Raw genomic sequence first — 14,317 nt, forward strand, 5'->3', positions numbered from 1 at the left:
CACCGCGGCGCTCACCAGCCGTGGGTGCCGGGCCCGCCCTTGAAGGGCCCGGCCACGCGGCTGGTGATCCACCCGCCGTAGAACCCGCCCGGCTGGGGCGTGACCGCCTCGCCGTCGACCGTGCACTGCTCGACGAGCAGCGGCGTCACCGCGACCGCGTCGGCGATGACCTCGAAGCCGGCGCTCGGGTCGGGGTAGGTCCAGGCCGCCCGCGCGGCCACGGTGCTGCCGACCACGAGGTCGAAGTAGGCCGCCTGCCCCTTCCACTCGCACCACGTCGCGCCCTCGGCCTCGCGGAGGACACCGGGCGCGAACGCCGCGCGCGGGAGGTAGTACGTCGGCGGGTGGCTCGTCTCGAGGACCCGCCACGACACGTCGCTGCGGGCGACGACCTGGCCGCCCAGGAGGATCTCGACGTGCTCGGAGCTGGGCTCCACGCGGGGCGGGCGCGGGTAGTCCCAGACGGACTCCTGTCCGGGGCCGGCGCGGTCGGGCTTGGGGTGTCTCATCCCCGCCAGTGTGGCGCAGGGGTGGTCGGGCGGCGTCCGGTCGGGCTCAGCCCCGGTCCTCGGCGAGGGTGTGCGCGACGATCGCGTTGGCGTGACCGTGGCCCAGGCCGTGCTGCTCCTTGAGCACCGCGACCAGCTGCATGTGCGTGGCCTCGCCGCCGTAGCCGGGCGCGGACCGGACCACCTGCTTCCAGTGGGCGATCGGCTGGCCGTGCTTCTTCTCGATGGACGGGAAGTACGACGCGGGGCCCTGGGGCGTCTCGGTCATGCGGGTCTCCTGGAGGCGAGGTCGGGGTGTCGGTGCGGATGAGGGTCGGACCCGTCGCGGACACCGGACTCATCGCCCCTAGCCTGACGCCCATGAAGCTCTACGAGTTCGAGGGCAGGCGCCCGCGTGTCCACCCCGAGGCCTTCGTCGCGCCCACCGCGACGCTGATCGGCGACGTCACCGTCGAGCGCGGCGCGAGCGTGTGGTTCGGCGCGGTGCTGCGGGGCGACATCTGCGCGATCGTCGTGCGCGAGGGGGCCAACGTGCAGGACAACTCCGTCGTGCACGCCACCCCCGACCAGACCGTCGAGATCGGCGCCGGCGCGACCGTGGCGCACGGGTGCATCGTGCACGGCGCGGTGATCGGCGAGCAGGCGCTGCTCGGCAACGGGAGCACGATCCTCGACGGCGCCCGGCTGGGCGCGGGGTCGCTGGTGGCGGCGGGATCTCTCGTGGGACCCGGCGCGGACATCCCCGAGGGCGTGCTCGCCGCGGGCACCCCGGCCCAGGTCAAGCGGCCGCTCGCCGGCACCGACGCGGAGTTCTGGGTGCAGTCGAACCCGCCGTACTACGCCGAGCTGGCGCAGCGCCACCTCGCCGGCCTGCGGGAGATCGGCCCGGACGACGTCTCCTCGGACGAGGTCTAGCAGCGACCGACGCCGCCGAGCACGTGGGTGTCGCCGAAGCCGCCGACGCCGTCGCTCATGCCGGCGCCGAGCTGCTGACCGCTGCCGCGTCGGACGGTGAGGGTGCGGACCTTGGTGGTCGTCCCGGGTCGGGCGACCAGGGTGACGCGCTGGAGCGTCTTGGCACCCTTCGTCACCGAGTAGCCGGCCTCCCAGCGCCTGTCGTCGCGGTTGACCAGGCGCACGCGCACCTTCCAGTACCTGCCGTCCGCGGTCGGCGCCTTGCACGCCTGCGACCGCGCGCCACCGGACTTGAGGACCGTCGTCCACGACGCGGCCGAGGCCGGGCCCGCGAGGCCGAGGGTCAGGGCGAGCAGCACGACAGGGACGAGGAGACGCGGCAGCACCGCGAGGGATCGGCGAGTCATGCCCGACAGTGTGCCGCAGCGACCCTCGCGCCCCGGACGGCGGCGTCCCCGGACGGCGTCCTGCCGGCCGGCGGGGCGTGGGTAGATTTGCCGGGTGCAACTCCGGGGGCTGGTGGCCGACACGCGCCCGCTGCGCATCCCGCACTTCCGCCGGCTCTGGCAGGCCAACATCATCACCGTCGTCGGCGCGCAGCTGACGGTCGTCGCCGTGCCGGCCCAGATCTACGCCGACACCGGCTCCTCGGCGTACGTCGGCCTCACGGGGCTGTTCGGGCTGGTCCCGCTCGTGGTCTTCGGCCTGTGGGGCGGCGCCCTCGCCGACGTGTTCGACCGTCGGATCATGCTGGTCATCACCACGATCGGGCTGATCGTCACCAGCGGGCTGTTCTACCTGCAGGCGGCGCTCGGCAGCACGAACGTGTGGCTCCTGCTCGGCCTGTTCTCGGTGCAGCAGGCGTTCTTCGCGGTCAACCAGCCCACGCGCAGCGCGGTGCTGCCCAAGCTCGTCCCGGCGGAGCTGCTGCCGGCGGCCAACTCGCTCAACACCACCGTCATGCAGGCGGGCGCGATCGCCGGCCCGCTCGTGGCCGGCGTGCTGATCCCGGTGCTCGGCTTCGAGTGGCTCTACCTGATCGACACGTTCACGCTGCTGGCCACGCTGGGCGCGGTCGTCAGGCTGCCGCCGATGCCGGTGCTCGGGGCGGTGCGGCAGACGCCCGGCCTGCGGTCGGTCGTCGAGGGGTTCACCTACCTGCGCGGGCACCCGGTGCTGATGATGTCGTTCGTCGTCGACATCATCGCGATGGTCTTCGGGATGCCGCGTGCGCTGTTCCCTCAGATCGCGCACGAGAGCTTCCTCGGTCCCGAGGAGGGCGGCCTGGCCTTCGCCGCGCTGTTCGCGGCGATCCCGGCCGGCGCCGTGCTCGGCGGCATCTTCTCGGGGTGGGTCTCGCGGGTCTCGCGCCAGGGGCTGGCGGTCATCGTCTGCATCGTCGTGTGGGGCGTCGCCATGGGCGGCTTCGGGCTCGCCGTCGCCCTGTCGAGCCAGTGGCGCACGCCGATGCTGGTGGCCGCCGTGGGGATGCTGGTCGTGGGCGGCGCGGCCGACATGGCGTCGTCGGCGTTCCGTACCACGATGCTGCAGACCTCCGCCTCCGACGCCGTGCGCGGGCGGCTGCAGGGCATCTTCATCGTGGTCGTCGCCGGCGGCCCGCGGGTCGCCGACGTGGCCCACGGGGCCAGCGCCGCCATGGTCGGCACGGCCGCGGCGGCGGCGGGCGGCGGCGTCCTGGTCGTGGTCCTGACCGTGGTCGCGGCGATCGCCGTGCCGTCGTTCGTGCGCTACCGGGTCACGCGCCCAGCAGCCCTCTGACGTACGCCGCCTGGCCGGCGTGCTGGAGGTCGTCGTTGGCCACGCTGGCCAGCCGCACGCCGAGCGTCACCGGCGGGTCCCAGTCCTCGTCGACGACGCGGTCGAGGTCGTCGGCCTCCAGGCCGGCGACCCAGCCGGTGGTCTGCGCGTGGACCGCGCGGAGGTAGTCGGTCAGCAGCGCGGCGTCGGCGCGCACCTGCCCGACCTCCTCGCGGGACTGGCCGTAGCCGATGGCGGAGACGTCGAACGGCAGGTCGAACCGCTCGGCGTACCCCTGCGCGGTGTAGACCTGCTCGAGCCCGGCGACCGTCGCGACGTGGTCGTCCTGGACGCGGGCGAGGTGCCAGACCAGCCAGGCGATCGGATTGGCGCCGTCACCGGGGCGGGTGGCGAGCTGGTCCTCGGTCAGGCCGTCGACGGCGGCCTCGGCGCTGGTGAGGACGCGCTCGAAGAGCTCGGTCAGGAGGGCTGCGGGAGTCATGCCGTCGACGGTAGCCCGCAGCGGAAGTGGGTAACGGCGCAGCATGACGAACTTCGGCTACACCCTGATGACCGAGCAGAGCGGACCGCGCGAGCTGGTCTCGTACGCCGTCGCGGCCGAGGAGGTCGGCTTCGACTTCGAGGTCTCCAGCGACCACTTCTCGCCGTGGCTGACCGAGCAGGGCCACGCGCCGTACGCCTGGACGCTGCTGGGCGCCGTCGCCCAGGCGACCTCGCGCGTGGGGCTGATGACCTACGTGACCTGCCCGACCCAGCGCTACCACCCGGCGATCGTCGCGCAGAAGGCTGCGACGCTCGGGCTGCTGTCGGAGGGGCGCTTCACGCTGGGGCTGGGCTCCGGCGAGAGCCTCAACGAGCACGTCGTCGGCGGCGGCTGGCCGGGCATCCTGACCCGGCAGGAGAAGCTGGTCGAGGCCGTCGAGATCATCCGCGAGCTCTTCACCGGCGAGCTGGTCGACTACCGCGGCAACCACTTCGACGTCGACTCCGCGCGCATCTGGGACCTGCCCGACACGCCGGTGCAGCTCGCGCTCGCGGTCGCGGGCGACCGCGCCATCAACACCTTCGCGCCCGTCTCGGACCACCTGGTCGCGGTCGAGCCGGACGCCTCGCTGATCGAGACCTGGAACGGCGTCGACGGCGCGCCCCGCATCGGCGGTGGCGGCAGCGCCCGGGCGATCGGCCAGATCCCGATCTGCTGGGCGCCGGACGTCGAGGAGGCGAAGGCGCTCGCGCACGAGCAGTTCCGGTGGTTCGCGGGCGGCTGGAAGGTCAACGCCGACCTGCCCACGCCCATGGGCTTCTCGGGGGCGACGCAGTTCGTGACCCCGGACGACGTCGCCGAGTCGATCCCGTGCGGCCCCGACCTCGACAAGATCGTCGAGGCGGTCTCGGCGTACTGGGACGCCGGCTTCACCGACGTCGCGCTCGTCCAGGTGGGCGACAAGCACCAGCGCGCGTTCCTCTCCGACGTCGCCGGCCCGCTCCTCGAGAAGCTGCGCGCCGCTGCTCCGTGAGGCGGTCCGACTGTGGGTCTGTCGGCGCGGCCCGGACCGTCGTACGCTCCGGAGCATGAGCACGCCGACGCTGTTCGAGTGGGCCGGTGGGGCGCCGGCGTACCGACGCCTCATCGACTGCTTCTACGACCGCGTGGAGGCCGACGACGAGTTGAGCCCGTTCTTCCCCGGTGGGGTGTCGGAGCAGCACCGCGCCCACGTCGCCGCGTGGTGGGGCGAGGTGATGGGCGGCCCGGCCGACTACACCGAGCAGCACGGCGGCTACGAGCGGATGCTCGCGCACCACCGCCGTCTCGGGATCACCGCCGCGCAGCGGCTGCGGTTCGCGACCACGATGAGCCTGGCCGCCGACGACGCGGGACTGCCGAGCGACCCGGAGTTCCGCGCGGCGTTCGTCGGGTACGTCGAGTGGGGGACCCGCCTGGCGATGCACAACTCCGCCGAGGATGCGTCCGACGTGGTCGAGCAGGCGCCGGTGCCGCGCTGGGGTTGGGGCGTCGCGCCGCCGTACCAGCCCTGACGGTCACACCCGGCGATCCCGGCGCGTCATCCCCGTAGACCCACCCCTACGAGAGGACCCGTCATGCTGAGCCAGAGCTCCTACCCCGCGGCGTACGTCGCCGCCTGCCGCGAGACCGTGTGCAACCACCTCGACGCCTACGACGCGCTGCCCCTGTCGGCCGCGGACCGCGCGGCGTTCGAGCCGGGCTACCTGCGCCAGCTGGTGCTCGCCCTCGACACCTACGCGCTGCACCGCAGCCGCGGCCAGGAGGGCAAGGACGGCAACCCGCTCAACGAGGTCCGGATGCTGTGCGCCTCGATCCGCGAGCACGAGGGCGTCCTGACGGGCGAGAAGTCGATCCGGTACGCCGCCGACCGCTCCGTCCTCGGTCTGGCCGTGGGCGACGAGGTCACCCTCGACGCCGCCGCCTTCCGCCGCCTCTCCGACGCGTTCTTCGCCGAGCTCGAGGCCCGCTTCCCGGGATAGTCCCCCGCGGGACGACCTCAGTCGCGGAGCTTGGCGAGCCGGGAGAGGAGGGCGTCGCGGCGGTGGGCGTTGCCGTGGAGGTCGACGTAGCGGTCGGCGTACGTCGCCAGGAGGGCGTCGTCGAGACGGCGGACGGCGCCCGGCGGGTAGCGGTAGTCCATGCGGGCGTTGAGGTCGTCGGGGCTGCCCCGCAGCGCGTCGTTGAGCTCCTCGAGGCTGGTGATGCCGAGCTCGAGCAGCAGCCCCGAGATCCACGCGTAGTGGTCGGTGCGCGACCAGCCGGCGTCGTCGTACTGGCCGGCGAGGTAGGCCGCGAGCTCGCGCTGGTCGATGCGGGGATCGTCCACGACGTCCAGCGGCCCCGGCCCCGCCGCACCGCCGGCGCCCGCGGCGGTCGAGCGCAGCCGCTCGCGGATCGTGGAGAACTCCTGGTCGGCGAGCTCGAGCAGCCCGGCGGCCAGCGTGAAGCGGCGGTCGAGGTCGCGGGCGTGCTCGTCGGGCACGTCGCCCTTGTAGCGGATGTCGTGCTCGAACTCCGCCCACGCGTGCTGCAGCACGGTGCGCACCTGCACCTGCGCGACCCGGCCGCGCAGCGCGGCGTACGCGCGGTCGCTCTCGCGCGCGGCGTCGAGCTGGATGAGCAGGTGCCGGCTGGCGTAGCCGAAGCGGCCCTGGCTGGCCGTCTCCTGCCCCATGTCGCGGTCCTCCTTGACGACCACCTGGTCGCCCAGCAGCTCGGCGACCGCGGAGACGTCGCTGTGCACGTAGGTGATGACGCGCACGCCGATCTGGTCGGTGATCTCGCGCAGCGGGTCGCCGAAGACCGGCTTGCCGTCGACCACCCGCGCCGCCTTGGCCGCGAAGGACTGCACGCCCTTGGTGCGCCCCGTGACCGAGAGGTAGTTGATGCCGGCCTCGTCGAGGATCGAGGTCACCAGCGCCACGAACTGCGCGCCGGCCTCGACCAGCGCGGGCTGCTGGGCGGCGTACTCCTGCGTCGCCGCGCGCGCGTCGGGCAGCGAGGGCGTGACGATGTAGCCGGTCTCGAGGTCGCCGTACGTCGTGGTGCGCTCGGGCCAACGCTCGCGGAAGTAGGCGACGTAGGCGCACACCACCGCGTCGACCTGGTCCTCGACCACCCGCAGCTCGCTCTTGCGCGTCGCGGTCTCGACGGCCAGGCGCAGCGCAGCCCACTCCGCGCCGGTCTGCACGATCTCCTGCACGTGGCCCATCAGCGTGAGCAGCTCGCCGCGCAGCAGGTCGAGGTCGCGGCCGCGCTTGTCCTTGTACTTCAGCGTCTTGGTGAGCCCGAAGAGCACGATCGTCGCCGGGTGCGGGTAGACCTCGATCGCGCGGCGGGCGCGACCGGAGCGGGGGTTGAGGTCGAGGCCGAGGCGCTGGCACACGCGCGCGCCCCGGGTCGCGCCGCCGGCGAACTCCGGCTTGCCGGTGTTGGAGGGGTGGGTGCCGGCCTCGAAGCGCCGGAAGTCCTTGCTGAGCCGCTGCTCGGCGGGCCGCGAGCCCGTCGCGTTGGTGACGATGAGCGGCGCGTCGATCCCGACCAGGCACTCGCCCCCGACGTACGGCGCCAGGGCGTCCGCGATCTCGTCGTCGGTGCGCACGGCGCGGACCATCAGCAGCCGTGCGTCGTCGTCGAGGACGGCCAGCCCGGTCGGCTGGCGCTCCCCCCACGCGAGGTCGATCCCGATGTGGTGCACGGGGGTCAGCCTGCCCTAGTGGCGGCTACCCCCGCGCGAACTCGACCGCGACGGCCGCGCCGAGCCGGGCGTTGCTGCGCACGAGCGCGATGTTGGCGGTCAGGCTGGCGCCGTCGGTGAGCTCGACGATGCGGCCCAGGAGGTACGGCGTGGCGTCCTTGCCGTGGATGCCCAGGGAGTCCATGTCGGCGAGCGCGCGGTCGATGATCAGCCCGATCTCGTCGGCGGGGATCTCGTCCTCGGCGGGGATCGGGTTGGCCACGACGATGCCGCCGGCCAGGCCGAGGTCCCACTTGGCGCGCATGATGGCGGCGACGTCCTCGGGTGCGTCGACGCGCATCGGGGCGCGGTGGCCGCTCTGGCGCGAGTAGAACGAGGGGAACTCCTCGGCGCCGTAGCCCAGCACCGGCACGCCGAGGGTCTCCAGCGTCTCCAGGGTGAGCCCGATGTCGAGGATGCTCTTCACGCCGGCGCACACGACGGTGACGTCGGTCTGCCCGAGCTCGGTGAGGTCGGCGGAGACGTCGAAGGAGGTCTCGGCGCCGCGGTGGACGCCGCCGAGGCCGCCGGTCACGAAGGTCCGGATGCCGGCCAGCGCGGCGAGGCGCATCGTGGAGGCGACGGTGGTCGCGCCGTGCACGCCGCGCGCCACGACGTACGGGAGGTCGCGCACGCTGACCTTGGTCACCTCGGGGTGGCTGGCGAGCAGCTCGAGGTCGTCGGGCGACAGCCCGATCCTCGGCCGACCGTCGAGCACGGCGATGGTGGCGGGCACGGCGCCGTGCTCGCGCACGATGCCCTCGACCTCGACCGCCATGGCGACGTTCTGCGGGTACGGCATGCCGTGGCTGATGATCGTGCTCTCCAGCGCGACGACCGGGCGGCCCTCGTCGAGAGCCGTGGCCACCTCGTCGGTGACGGTCAGCAGGGGGTGGGTCACAGTCGGCTCCTCACGAGCTCGTCGGTCAGGTCGGAGCGCACGGTGTCGGCGGAGGCCACGGTGAGCGCGGCGGCGGCGTGCCCGTAGGCGGCCGCCTCGCCGGGGGACACCCCGCACAGCAGGGCGTGGCAGAACGCCGCGAGCATGGCGTCGCCGGCCCCGGTGACGTCGACGACCTCGCCCGGCACGGTGGCCAGCTCCAGCTCGCCGTCGGGACCGCTCAGCACCGAGCCCTCCGCGCCGCGCCGCACCCACACCAGCTCGACGCCACGGGCGTGCAGCACCGAGGCGCTGCCGCCGAGGACGGCCAGCTCGCCGCTGTTGGGCGTGACGCACCACAGCGGCCGCTCACCGACCAGGTGCGCGAGCGCGGCGGCCTTCGGGACACTGACCGGGTCCAGGACGACCCGCACCCCGGCCTCGGTGGCGGCGGTCCAGGCGGCGGCGAGGGTGTCGGCGCGCAGGTTGCCGTCGAGCACGACCAGGTCGGCGCCGGCGAGCAGCGCGCGGTCGAGGTGCTCGGGGCCCAGGGTGGCGGTGGCGGCCATGTCGGAGACGCCGACCGAGAGCTCGCCGCCGGGCTCGAGGACGGCAAGGTAGGTGCCGGTCGCCCCCGGCACCCGTCGTACGGCGGACACGTCGACGCCGGCCGCGGCGGTGGCGCCGAGCAGGTCGTCGCCGAACAGGTCCTGGCCCACGGCCGCGACGAGCGCAGTCGGGGTGCCGAGGCGGGCGAGGTTCTCGGCGATGTTGCGACCGACGCCGCCGGGGCTGGTCGCGAGCGAGCCGGGGTTGCTGGTGCCGGGCACCACCACGGCCGTCGTCCGCGCCTTCAGGTCGAGGTTGGCACCTCCCACCACCACCACCGCCGTCACTGGCGTGAGGCTACCGGCGATGAGTACGGGTGTCGGCGGCGGTCCTTCCCGTCGGCCGCAGGACCACGACAGGAGAGGCGAGGCGAGCATGGGCGAGATGATCCGCGCGACCGGGCTGGTCAAGCGCTACCAGAAGGTCGAGGCGCTCGCGGGCCTCGACCTGTCGGTGCAGGAGGGCCGGGTGCTCGCGCTGCTCGGGCCCAACGGCGCCGGCAAGACGACCGCCGTACGCATCCTCTCGACGCTGCTCAAGCCCGACGGCGGCTCGGCGCAGGTCGCGGGCGTCGACGTGGCCGCCGACCCCGACGGGGTACGCGCGCGCATCGGCCTCTCGGGCCAGTACGCCGCCGTCGACGAGTACCTCACGGGCTACGAGAACCTCGAGATGGTCGGCCGCCTCTACGGTCTGGGCAAGCAGCGCTCGCGCGAGCGGGCGCGCGAGCTGCTCGAGCGCTTCGACCTCGCCGGGGCCGGCGACCGCCCGTCCAAGACCTACTCCGGCGGCATGCGCCGGCGCCTCGACCTCGCGGGCGCGCTCGTCGCCGAGCCGCCCGTGCTGATCCTCGACGAGCCGACGACCGGGCTCGACGTGCGCAGCCGCCAGCAGATGTGGGGGGTGATCCGCGAGCTGGTGTCGTCGGGGGCGACCCTGCTGCTGACGACCCAGTACCTCGAGGAGGCCGACCGCCTCGCCGACGAGATCGTGGTCATCGACCACGGCCGCGCCATCGCCCGCGGCACGGCCGACGAGCTGAAGTCCCAGACCGGCGGGGAGCGCATCGAGGTGGTCCTCACCGACGTCGCCGACCGCGTCGCGGCGACCGCCGTGCTCCAGGCGGTGGCGGTCGGCGAGGTCCAGGCCGACGACAACGGCCGCGCGCTGACCGCCGCGGTCGACGGCGGCGCGCGGGCCCTGAGCGGCGTGCTGGCCCGGTTCGCCGACGACGACATCGACGTCCTCGACATCGGTCTGCGCCGCCCCACGCTCGACGACGTCTTCCTGAGCCTGACCGGGCGCGCCACCGCCGACGAGGCGTCGGACGCCGCCGCGACCGAGACCACCGAGGAGGTGCCCGCATGAGCGCCGGACCCGCCCGCGCCGTGACCGACGGCTGGATCGTCGCCAAGCGCAACCTGATCAAGATCAAGCGGGTGCCTGAGGTGCTCGTGTTCGTGCTGATCTCGCCGATCATGTTCGTGCTGCTGTTCGCCTACGTCTTCGGCGGCGCGATCAACCCCGCCGGCTCGGTCGGCTACAAGGAGTTCCTGATCGGCGGGATCTTCGCCCAGACCGTGGTGTTCGGCGCGACGTTCACCGGCGCCGGGCTGGCCGAGGACATGCAGAAGGGCATCATCGACCGCTTCCGGTCGCTGCCGATGTCGAGCGCCGCGGTCCTGGTCGGCCGCACGACCTCCGACGTCGTCTACAACATCCTGTCGCTGATCATCATGGCGCTGACGGGGCTGCTGATCGGCTGGCGGATCCGTGAGGGCGTCCTCGACGCGGCCGCCGGCTTCCTGCTGCTGCTGGTCTTCGCCTACGCGATCAGCTGGGTGATGGCGTGGGTCGGGCTGCTGGTCCCGAGCGTCGAGGTCATCCAGAACGCCTCGTTCATCGTGATCATGCCGCTGACGTTCGTCTCCAACGCGTTCGTGCCGCTGGAGTCGTTCTCCGGCGCGCTGCGCCACGTCGTCGAGTGGAACCCCGTCTCCACGCTGACCCAGGCCGCCCGAGAGCTCTTCGGCAACACCGACCCGAGGCTCCCGGTCTCCGACGCGTGGTCGATGCAGCACCCCGCCCTCTACACGCTGCTCTGGGTGGTGCTGATCCTGGCGGTGTTCGTGCCGCTGTCGGTGCGTCAGTACCAGCTCTCCAGCAGTCGCTGAGCGCCACCCGAGCGGGTCGCCCGCGGCGGGCGCGGCGTCAGGCGCGCCCCAGGGCCCGCAGCGTCCGGCGTACGAGCTGCTCGTCGAGGCCGGCCAGCGGGAAGCGCAGCGTCCCCTTGCCCGAGGAGTACGGCGCGAGGTCCAGCACCAGCCCCGGGTCGTCGGCGGGGGCGGGCGGCTCGGGATAGACGGAGACGAAGCGCCGCCAGCCCGCGAGGTGCAGCACCGCCGCGTCCCCGCGCCGGAAGGTCGGCATGTTGTAGGCGATCGTCTCGCTCAGCCCGGGGATCTCCTCGTGCACCCACGCGCGTACCTGCCGCACCGCGGCGGCCGGGCGCTCGTCGAGGTCGGCGAGGTAGGCGTCCACGTCGGCGTACTTCTGGGCCATGGCTGCACGCTAGCCCTCGGCGACGGTTCCTGGCGGTCAGCGAGCGGGCAGGGTCGCCGGCTGGTCGTCGAAGAGGCGGACCGGCAGTGCGTCGACGCCGTAGACCGCGGAGAGCTTGCGGAAGTCCAGCTCGGCTGGGTCGGCGGTGATGGCGAGGTCGGGGAAGCGACGGGCCAGGCCGCGCAGGGCGATCCGCAGCTCCATCCGCGCCAGCTCGGCGCCGACGCAGCGGTGGATGCCGTGGCCGAAGGCGAGGTGTCGGGTGGTGGGTCGGTGCGGGTCGAACCTGTCGGGGTCCGGGGTGAACGCCGGGTCGCGGTTGGCGCCGAGCAGCGAGATGCCGAGCACGTCGCCCGCCTTGATCTGCGCGCCGGCGATCTCCATGTCGTCGCGGGCGAACCGCACGAACGCGAGCTGGACCACCGTGAGGTGGCGCAGCAGCTCCTCGACGACGCGGTCGACGGCCGCGGCGTCGTCGCCGGCCATCAGGGCCATCGCCTCGGGGTGCTGGGCGAGGAGGTAGGTGCCGAGGGCGAGCATGCTCGCGGAGGTCTCGTAGCCGCCGAGGAACACCCCGTCGGCGAGGCCGCCGAGGGTGACGTCGTCGAGCTCGTCGCCGTGGTCGCGCAGCAGCGCGCCGATGAGCCCGTCGCCGGGGTCGAGCCGCTGCTTGGCGACCGACCCGATCAGGAACTCCCGGGTGTGGGCGGCGGCACCGAACACGCCGACGCCTCCCTGGGAGAGGTCGAAGCGGGCGGCGCCCAGGGAGTGGAAGCGCGCGCGGTCGTCGACCGGCAGGTCGAGGAGCTCGCAGATCACCTCGAACGGGATAGGGAACGCGAACTGGTCGACCAGGTCGACGTCGGGGCCCTGCTCGGCCATCGCGTCGAGCCGGGCGTCGACGATCCGCTCGATGACCGGCTCGAGGCGGGCCAGTCGGCGCATGGTGAACTCGGGAGTGAGGTAGCGCCGCAGGGCGGTGTGGGCCGGCGGGTCGGTCATCCCCAGCCCGCCGATCTGCTCGGAGTCGTCGCGACCCTCCTGGGACACGAACTGACCCAGGTCGTTGGACAGGGCCGCGCCGTTGGCGAGCAGCGCTCGCGCCTCGTCGTACCCGCTGACCAGCCAGATGCCCTTGCCGAACATCTCGGCGATCCGCTTCACCGGCGCCTCGGCGCGGACCTGCGCCATCTCCGGCAGCGGGTCGAGCACGTCGCGCTTGAGCGGCATGGTGGTCGAGTCGGGCAGGAACCGCAGCTTGCGCAGGTCGATGCCCTTGCGCGTCGACCGGGCCAGGAGGCGCGTCGCCACCCGTCGCTTCACGGTGCTGAGGATCCCCATGGGTACAAGTTCACCAGAAAGTGGGCGCGCCCGTGCATCAGGCATGACCCTGGGCGTGCCCCGGTACCCCGTCGAGCGGTCCTCGCGCCCCCTGAGGTCGCCACCCCGACGTACCGTGGAGGCATGCGAGCCATGTGGAACGAGAAGGTCATCGCCGAGAGCGACGACACCGTCGTCGTCGAGGGCAACCACTACTTCCCCGCCGACGCGGTCGACGCCGCGGTGCTGCGCCCGTCGGAGACGCAGTCGCACTGCCCGTGGAAGGGCGAGGCGTCCTACTACAGCCTGGAGGTCGACGGGAAGGTCAACACCGACGCCGCGTGGTACTACCCCACGCCGTCGGAGGCCGCCGCCGAGATCCAGGACCGCATCGCCTTCTGGAAGGGCGTCACCGTCTCCGAGTGACCTCCTCGGGCACGTCGAGCAGCGCGGCGTCCGCCGCCGCGCGGCCCGCGACCCAGCCCTCGGCGTCGGCCCAGGCCGGCGGCTGCGCGCGCGACGGCAGCACCTGCTGCAGGGCCAGCGGAGCGAGCCGCTGCTCGATCTGGCGGCAGTAGGACATCAGGAACGACAGGTCGAACCTCGTGCGGGTGACACCGCGCTCGGTGGTGCCGCGCTCGCGCAGCGCCCTCGCCGCGGTCGCCTGAGCGAGGTCGCCAGGTCCTCGGCGGCATCGAGGTCGCGTGGGTCGCCGATGACGGCACAGCACCCCAGCGACTCGCTGCCCACCGCGTCGCACCCGAAGGCGTCGGCCACTGCGGTCACGAGATCGACCTTGGCCCCGACGGCGGGTGGCTCGAGCCAGAGCAGGCGATGGCGGCAGGACGCCGTGACGTCCCACCGGTCGTCCAGTGGAGGCAGGGACGACAGCAGCGCGGCCACCTGCAGCACGACCTGCATCCCATAGACCGTGCCGGGGGTCGTCCGCTCAGGCAGGACCGGGCCCGGCGTCGCGCCTTCCGTGGCCAGCCGGGCCGAGCGGCGCCGTACGAGGAGCAGGGCGGCGTCGTCGAGGCAGCTCAGAGCGCCCGGAGCCGCCCGGCGTCGCACGAGCTCGACGACGTCGTGCTCGTGCCACCCCTGGTCGAGCGCCAGGCCCACCAGGGTCAGCACCAGGAGGTCGGCGGCGTCGGCGACGAAGTCCGCCGGGACCGGCCGCAGCTCGCAGAGCACCGACCGCGCCTGCTCACGCAGGTGGGCCGTGTCGTCGAGCCGGTCCCACGCGGTCGCGGCGGCCCGGAAGATCAGCGACGCGACCGCGACCGGGGCCTCATCCTCCGGCTCCGACAGGTTCGGCGGTTGGACCTGCGTCCCCGCGACCGGGGCGACGGACCGTGACGGGCGCCCTCGCGACGGTCCCTGCGGAGGTCGCCGGCGCTCGCGGGCCTGACGTCGGCGTCTGCTGTTGGCTCCCATCGCCCCAGGATGCGCCGGTTCGCGACGTCGTGGGATCTCTCTCC

Annotated in this window: 19 protein-coding genes; 8 read left to right on the forward strand and 11 right to left on the reverse strand. The window is 73.4% G+C overall.

Annotated features, from left to right (window positions below):
• Positions 1–11 precede the first annotated feature (11 nt).
• Positions 12–509 carry a DUF427 domain-containing protein gene (locus IRQ30_RS20030; protein WP_193614674.1) on the reverse strand — a complete coding sequence of 166 codons (498 nt, stop codon included), beginning with the start codon at positions 507–509 and terminating at the stop codon, positions 12–14.
• Between the two features lie 46 nt (positions 510–555).
• Positions 556–777, reverse strand: a complete 222-nt coding sequence (locus IRQ30_RS20035; RefSeq protein ID WP_193614675.1) for a DUF4287 domain-containing protein — start codon at positions 775–777, stop codon at positions 556–558.
• A 92-nt stretch (positions 778–869) separates the two neighbouring features.
• Here IRQ30_RS20035 and IRQ30_RS20040 point away from each other — a divergent pair, with 92 nt between their 5' ends.
• The gene (locus tag IRQ30_RS20040; protein WP_193614676.1) at positions 870–1,424 is read left to right on the forward strand and encodes a gamma carbonic anhydrase family protein; all 555 of its coding nucleotides are present in this window, start codon (positions 870–872) and stop codon (positions 1,422–1,424) included.
• Here the strand turns inward: IRQ30_RS20040 and IRQ30_RS20045 are convergent.
• Positions 1,421–1,831, reverse strand: coding sequence for a hypothetical protein (locus tag IRQ30_RS20045; protein WP_193614677.1), 411 nt, complete (start codon positions 1,829–1,831; stop codon positions 1,421–1,423). The genes IRQ30_RS20040 and IRQ30_RS20045 overlap by 4 nt on opposite strands.
• Before the next feature lie 94 nt (positions 1,832–1,925).
• Between IRQ30_RS20045 and IRQ30_RS20050 the strand changes: the two genes are divergently transcribed.
• Positions 1,926–3,203, forward strand: a complete 1,278-nt coding sequence (locus tag IRQ30_RS20050; RefSeq protein WP_193614678.1) for an MFS transporter — start codon at positions 1,926–1,928, stop codon at positions 3,201–3,203.
• Here the strand turns inward: IRQ30_RS20050 and IRQ30_RS20055 are convergent.
• Positions 3,181–3,684, reverse strand: coding sequence for a mycothiol transferase (locus IRQ30_RS20055; protein ID WP_193614679.1), 504 nt, complete (start codon positions 3,682–3,684; stop codon positions 3,181–3,183). The genes IRQ30_RS20050 and IRQ30_RS20055 overlap by 23 nt on opposite strands.
• 43 nt (positions 3,685–3,727) lie before the next feature.
• Here IRQ30_RS20055 and IRQ30_RS20060 point away from each other — a divergent pair, with 43 nt between their 5' ends.
• From IRQ30_RS20060 to IRQ30_RS20070, 3 genes are all read left to right on the forward strand, one after another.
• Positions 3,728–4,720, forward strand: coding sequence for a TIGR03557 family F420-dependent LLM class oxidoreductase (locus IRQ30_RS20060; RefSeq protein WP_193614680.1), 993 nt, complete (start codon positions 3,728–3,730; stop codon positions 4,718–4,720).
• A gap of 55 nt (positions 4,721–4,775) precedes the next feature.
• Positions 4,776–5,240 (forward strand): group II truncated hemoglobin, encoded by a 465-nt coding sequence (locus tag IRQ30_RS20065; protein WP_193614681.1) that lies wholly within the window; start codon positions 4,776–4,778, stop codon positions 5,238–5,240.
• Positions 5,241–5,303: 63 nt separating this feature from the next.
• Positions 5,304–5,708, forward strand: a complete 405-nt coding sequence (locus tag IRQ30_RS20070; RefSeq protein WP_193614682.1) for a hypothetical protein — start codon at positions 5,304–5,306, stop codon at positions 5,706–5,708.
• Between the two features lie 17 nt (positions 5,709–5,725).
• Here IRQ30_RS20070 and IRQ30_RS20075 read toward each other — a convergent pair whose 3' ends face one another.
• Genes IRQ30_RS20075 through IRQ30_RS20085 form a run of 3 tightly spaced genes read right to left on the reverse strand, consistent with a single transcriptional unit; the run spans position 5,726 to position 9,241 of the window.
• Entirely contained in the window at positions 5,726–7,426 is a 1,701-nt protein-coding gene (locus tag IRQ30_RS20075; RefSeq protein ID WP_193614683.1) for a DUF429 domain-containing protein, read from the reverse strand.
• A 25-nt stretch (positions 7,427–7,451) separates the two neighbouring features.
• Positions 7,452–8,366: a pseudouridine-5'-phosphate glycosidase gene (locus tag IRQ30_RS20080; protein WP_193607671.1), complete on the reverse strand. Its 915-nt coding sequence runs from the start codon at positions 8,364–8,366 to the stop codon at positions 7,452–7,454.
• Positions 8,363–9,241, reverse strand: coding sequence for a carbohydrate kinase family protein (locus tag IRQ30_RS20085; protein ID WP_338089802.1), 879 nt, complete (start codon positions 9,239–9,241; stop codon positions 8,363–8,365). Before IRQ30_RS20085 ends, IRQ30_RS20080 begins: the two co-directional genes overlap by 4 nt.
• 88 nt (positions 9,242–9,329) lie before the next feature.
• On the opposite strand from IRQ30_RS20085, the gene IRQ30_RS20090 reads away from it, so the two are divergent.
• The gene (locus tag IRQ30_RS20090) at positions 9,330–10,322 is read left to right on the forward strand and encodes an ATP-binding cassette domain-containing protein (RefSeq protein WP_193614685.1); all 993 of its coding nucleotides are present in this window, start codon (positions 9,330–9,332) and stop codon (positions 10,320–10,322) included.
• A complete protein-coding gene (locus IRQ30_RS20095; protein WP_193607673.1) occupies positions 10,319–11,128 on the forward strand; it encodes an ABC transporter permease in 810 nt (269 codons plus the stop codon). Before IRQ30_RS20090 ends, IRQ30_RS20095 begins: the two co-directional genes overlap by 4 nt.
• Positions 11,129–11,165: 37 nt before the next feature.
• Here the strand turns inward: IRQ30_RS20095 and IRQ30_RS20100 are convergent, their stop codons facing one another.
• Together IRQ30_RS20100 and IRQ30_RS20105 are read right to left on the reverse strand one after the other, a co-directional pair.
• Positions 11,166–11,516 carry an iron chaperone gene (locus IRQ30_RS20100; RefSeq protein ID WP_193607674.1) on the reverse strand — a complete coding sequence of 117 codons (351 nt, stop codon included), beginning with the start codon at positions 11,514–11,516 and terminating at the stop codon, positions 11,166–11,168.
• A 36-nt stretch (positions 11,517–11,552) separates the two neighbouring features.
• A complete protein-coding gene (locus tag IRQ30_RS20105) occupies positions 11,553–12,857 on the reverse strand; it encodes a cytochrome P450 (protein WP_193614686.1) in 1,305 nt (434 codons plus the stop codon).
• A gap of 123 nt (positions 12,858–12,980) precedes the next feature.
• Between IRQ30_RS20105 and IRQ30_RS20110 the strand changes: the two genes are divergently transcribed.
• Positions 12,981–13,262, forward strand: coding sequence for a DUF427 domain-containing protein (locus tag IRQ30_RS20110; RefSeq protein WP_193614687.1), 282 nt, complete (start codon positions 12,981–12,983; stop codon positions 13,260–13,262).
• Here the strand turns inward: IRQ30_RS20110 and IRQ30_RS20115 are convergent.
• Entirely contained in the window at positions 13,246–13,419 is a 174-nt protein-coding gene (locus IRQ30_RS20115; protein WP_193614688.1) for a hypothetical protein, read from the reverse strand. The two genes, IRQ30_RS20110 and IRQ30_RS20115, sit on opposite strands and share 17 nt — an antisense overlap.
• Positions 13,419–14,273 (reverse strand): hypothetical protein, encoded by an 855-nt coding sequence (locus IRQ30_RS20120; protein WP_193614689.1) that lies wholly within the window; start codon positions 14,271–14,273, stop codon positions 13,419–13,421. The genes IRQ30_RS20115 and IRQ30_RS20120 overlap by 1 nt, the downstream gene beginning before the upstream one ends.
• Positions 14,274–14,317 lie beyond the last annotated feature (44 nt).

The organism is Nocardioides lijunqiniae, from assembly GCF_015024225.1.
Taxonomy (GTDB): Bacteria; Actinomycetota; Actinomycetes; order Propionibacteriales; family Nocardioidaceae; genus Nocardioides; species Nocardioides lijunqiniae.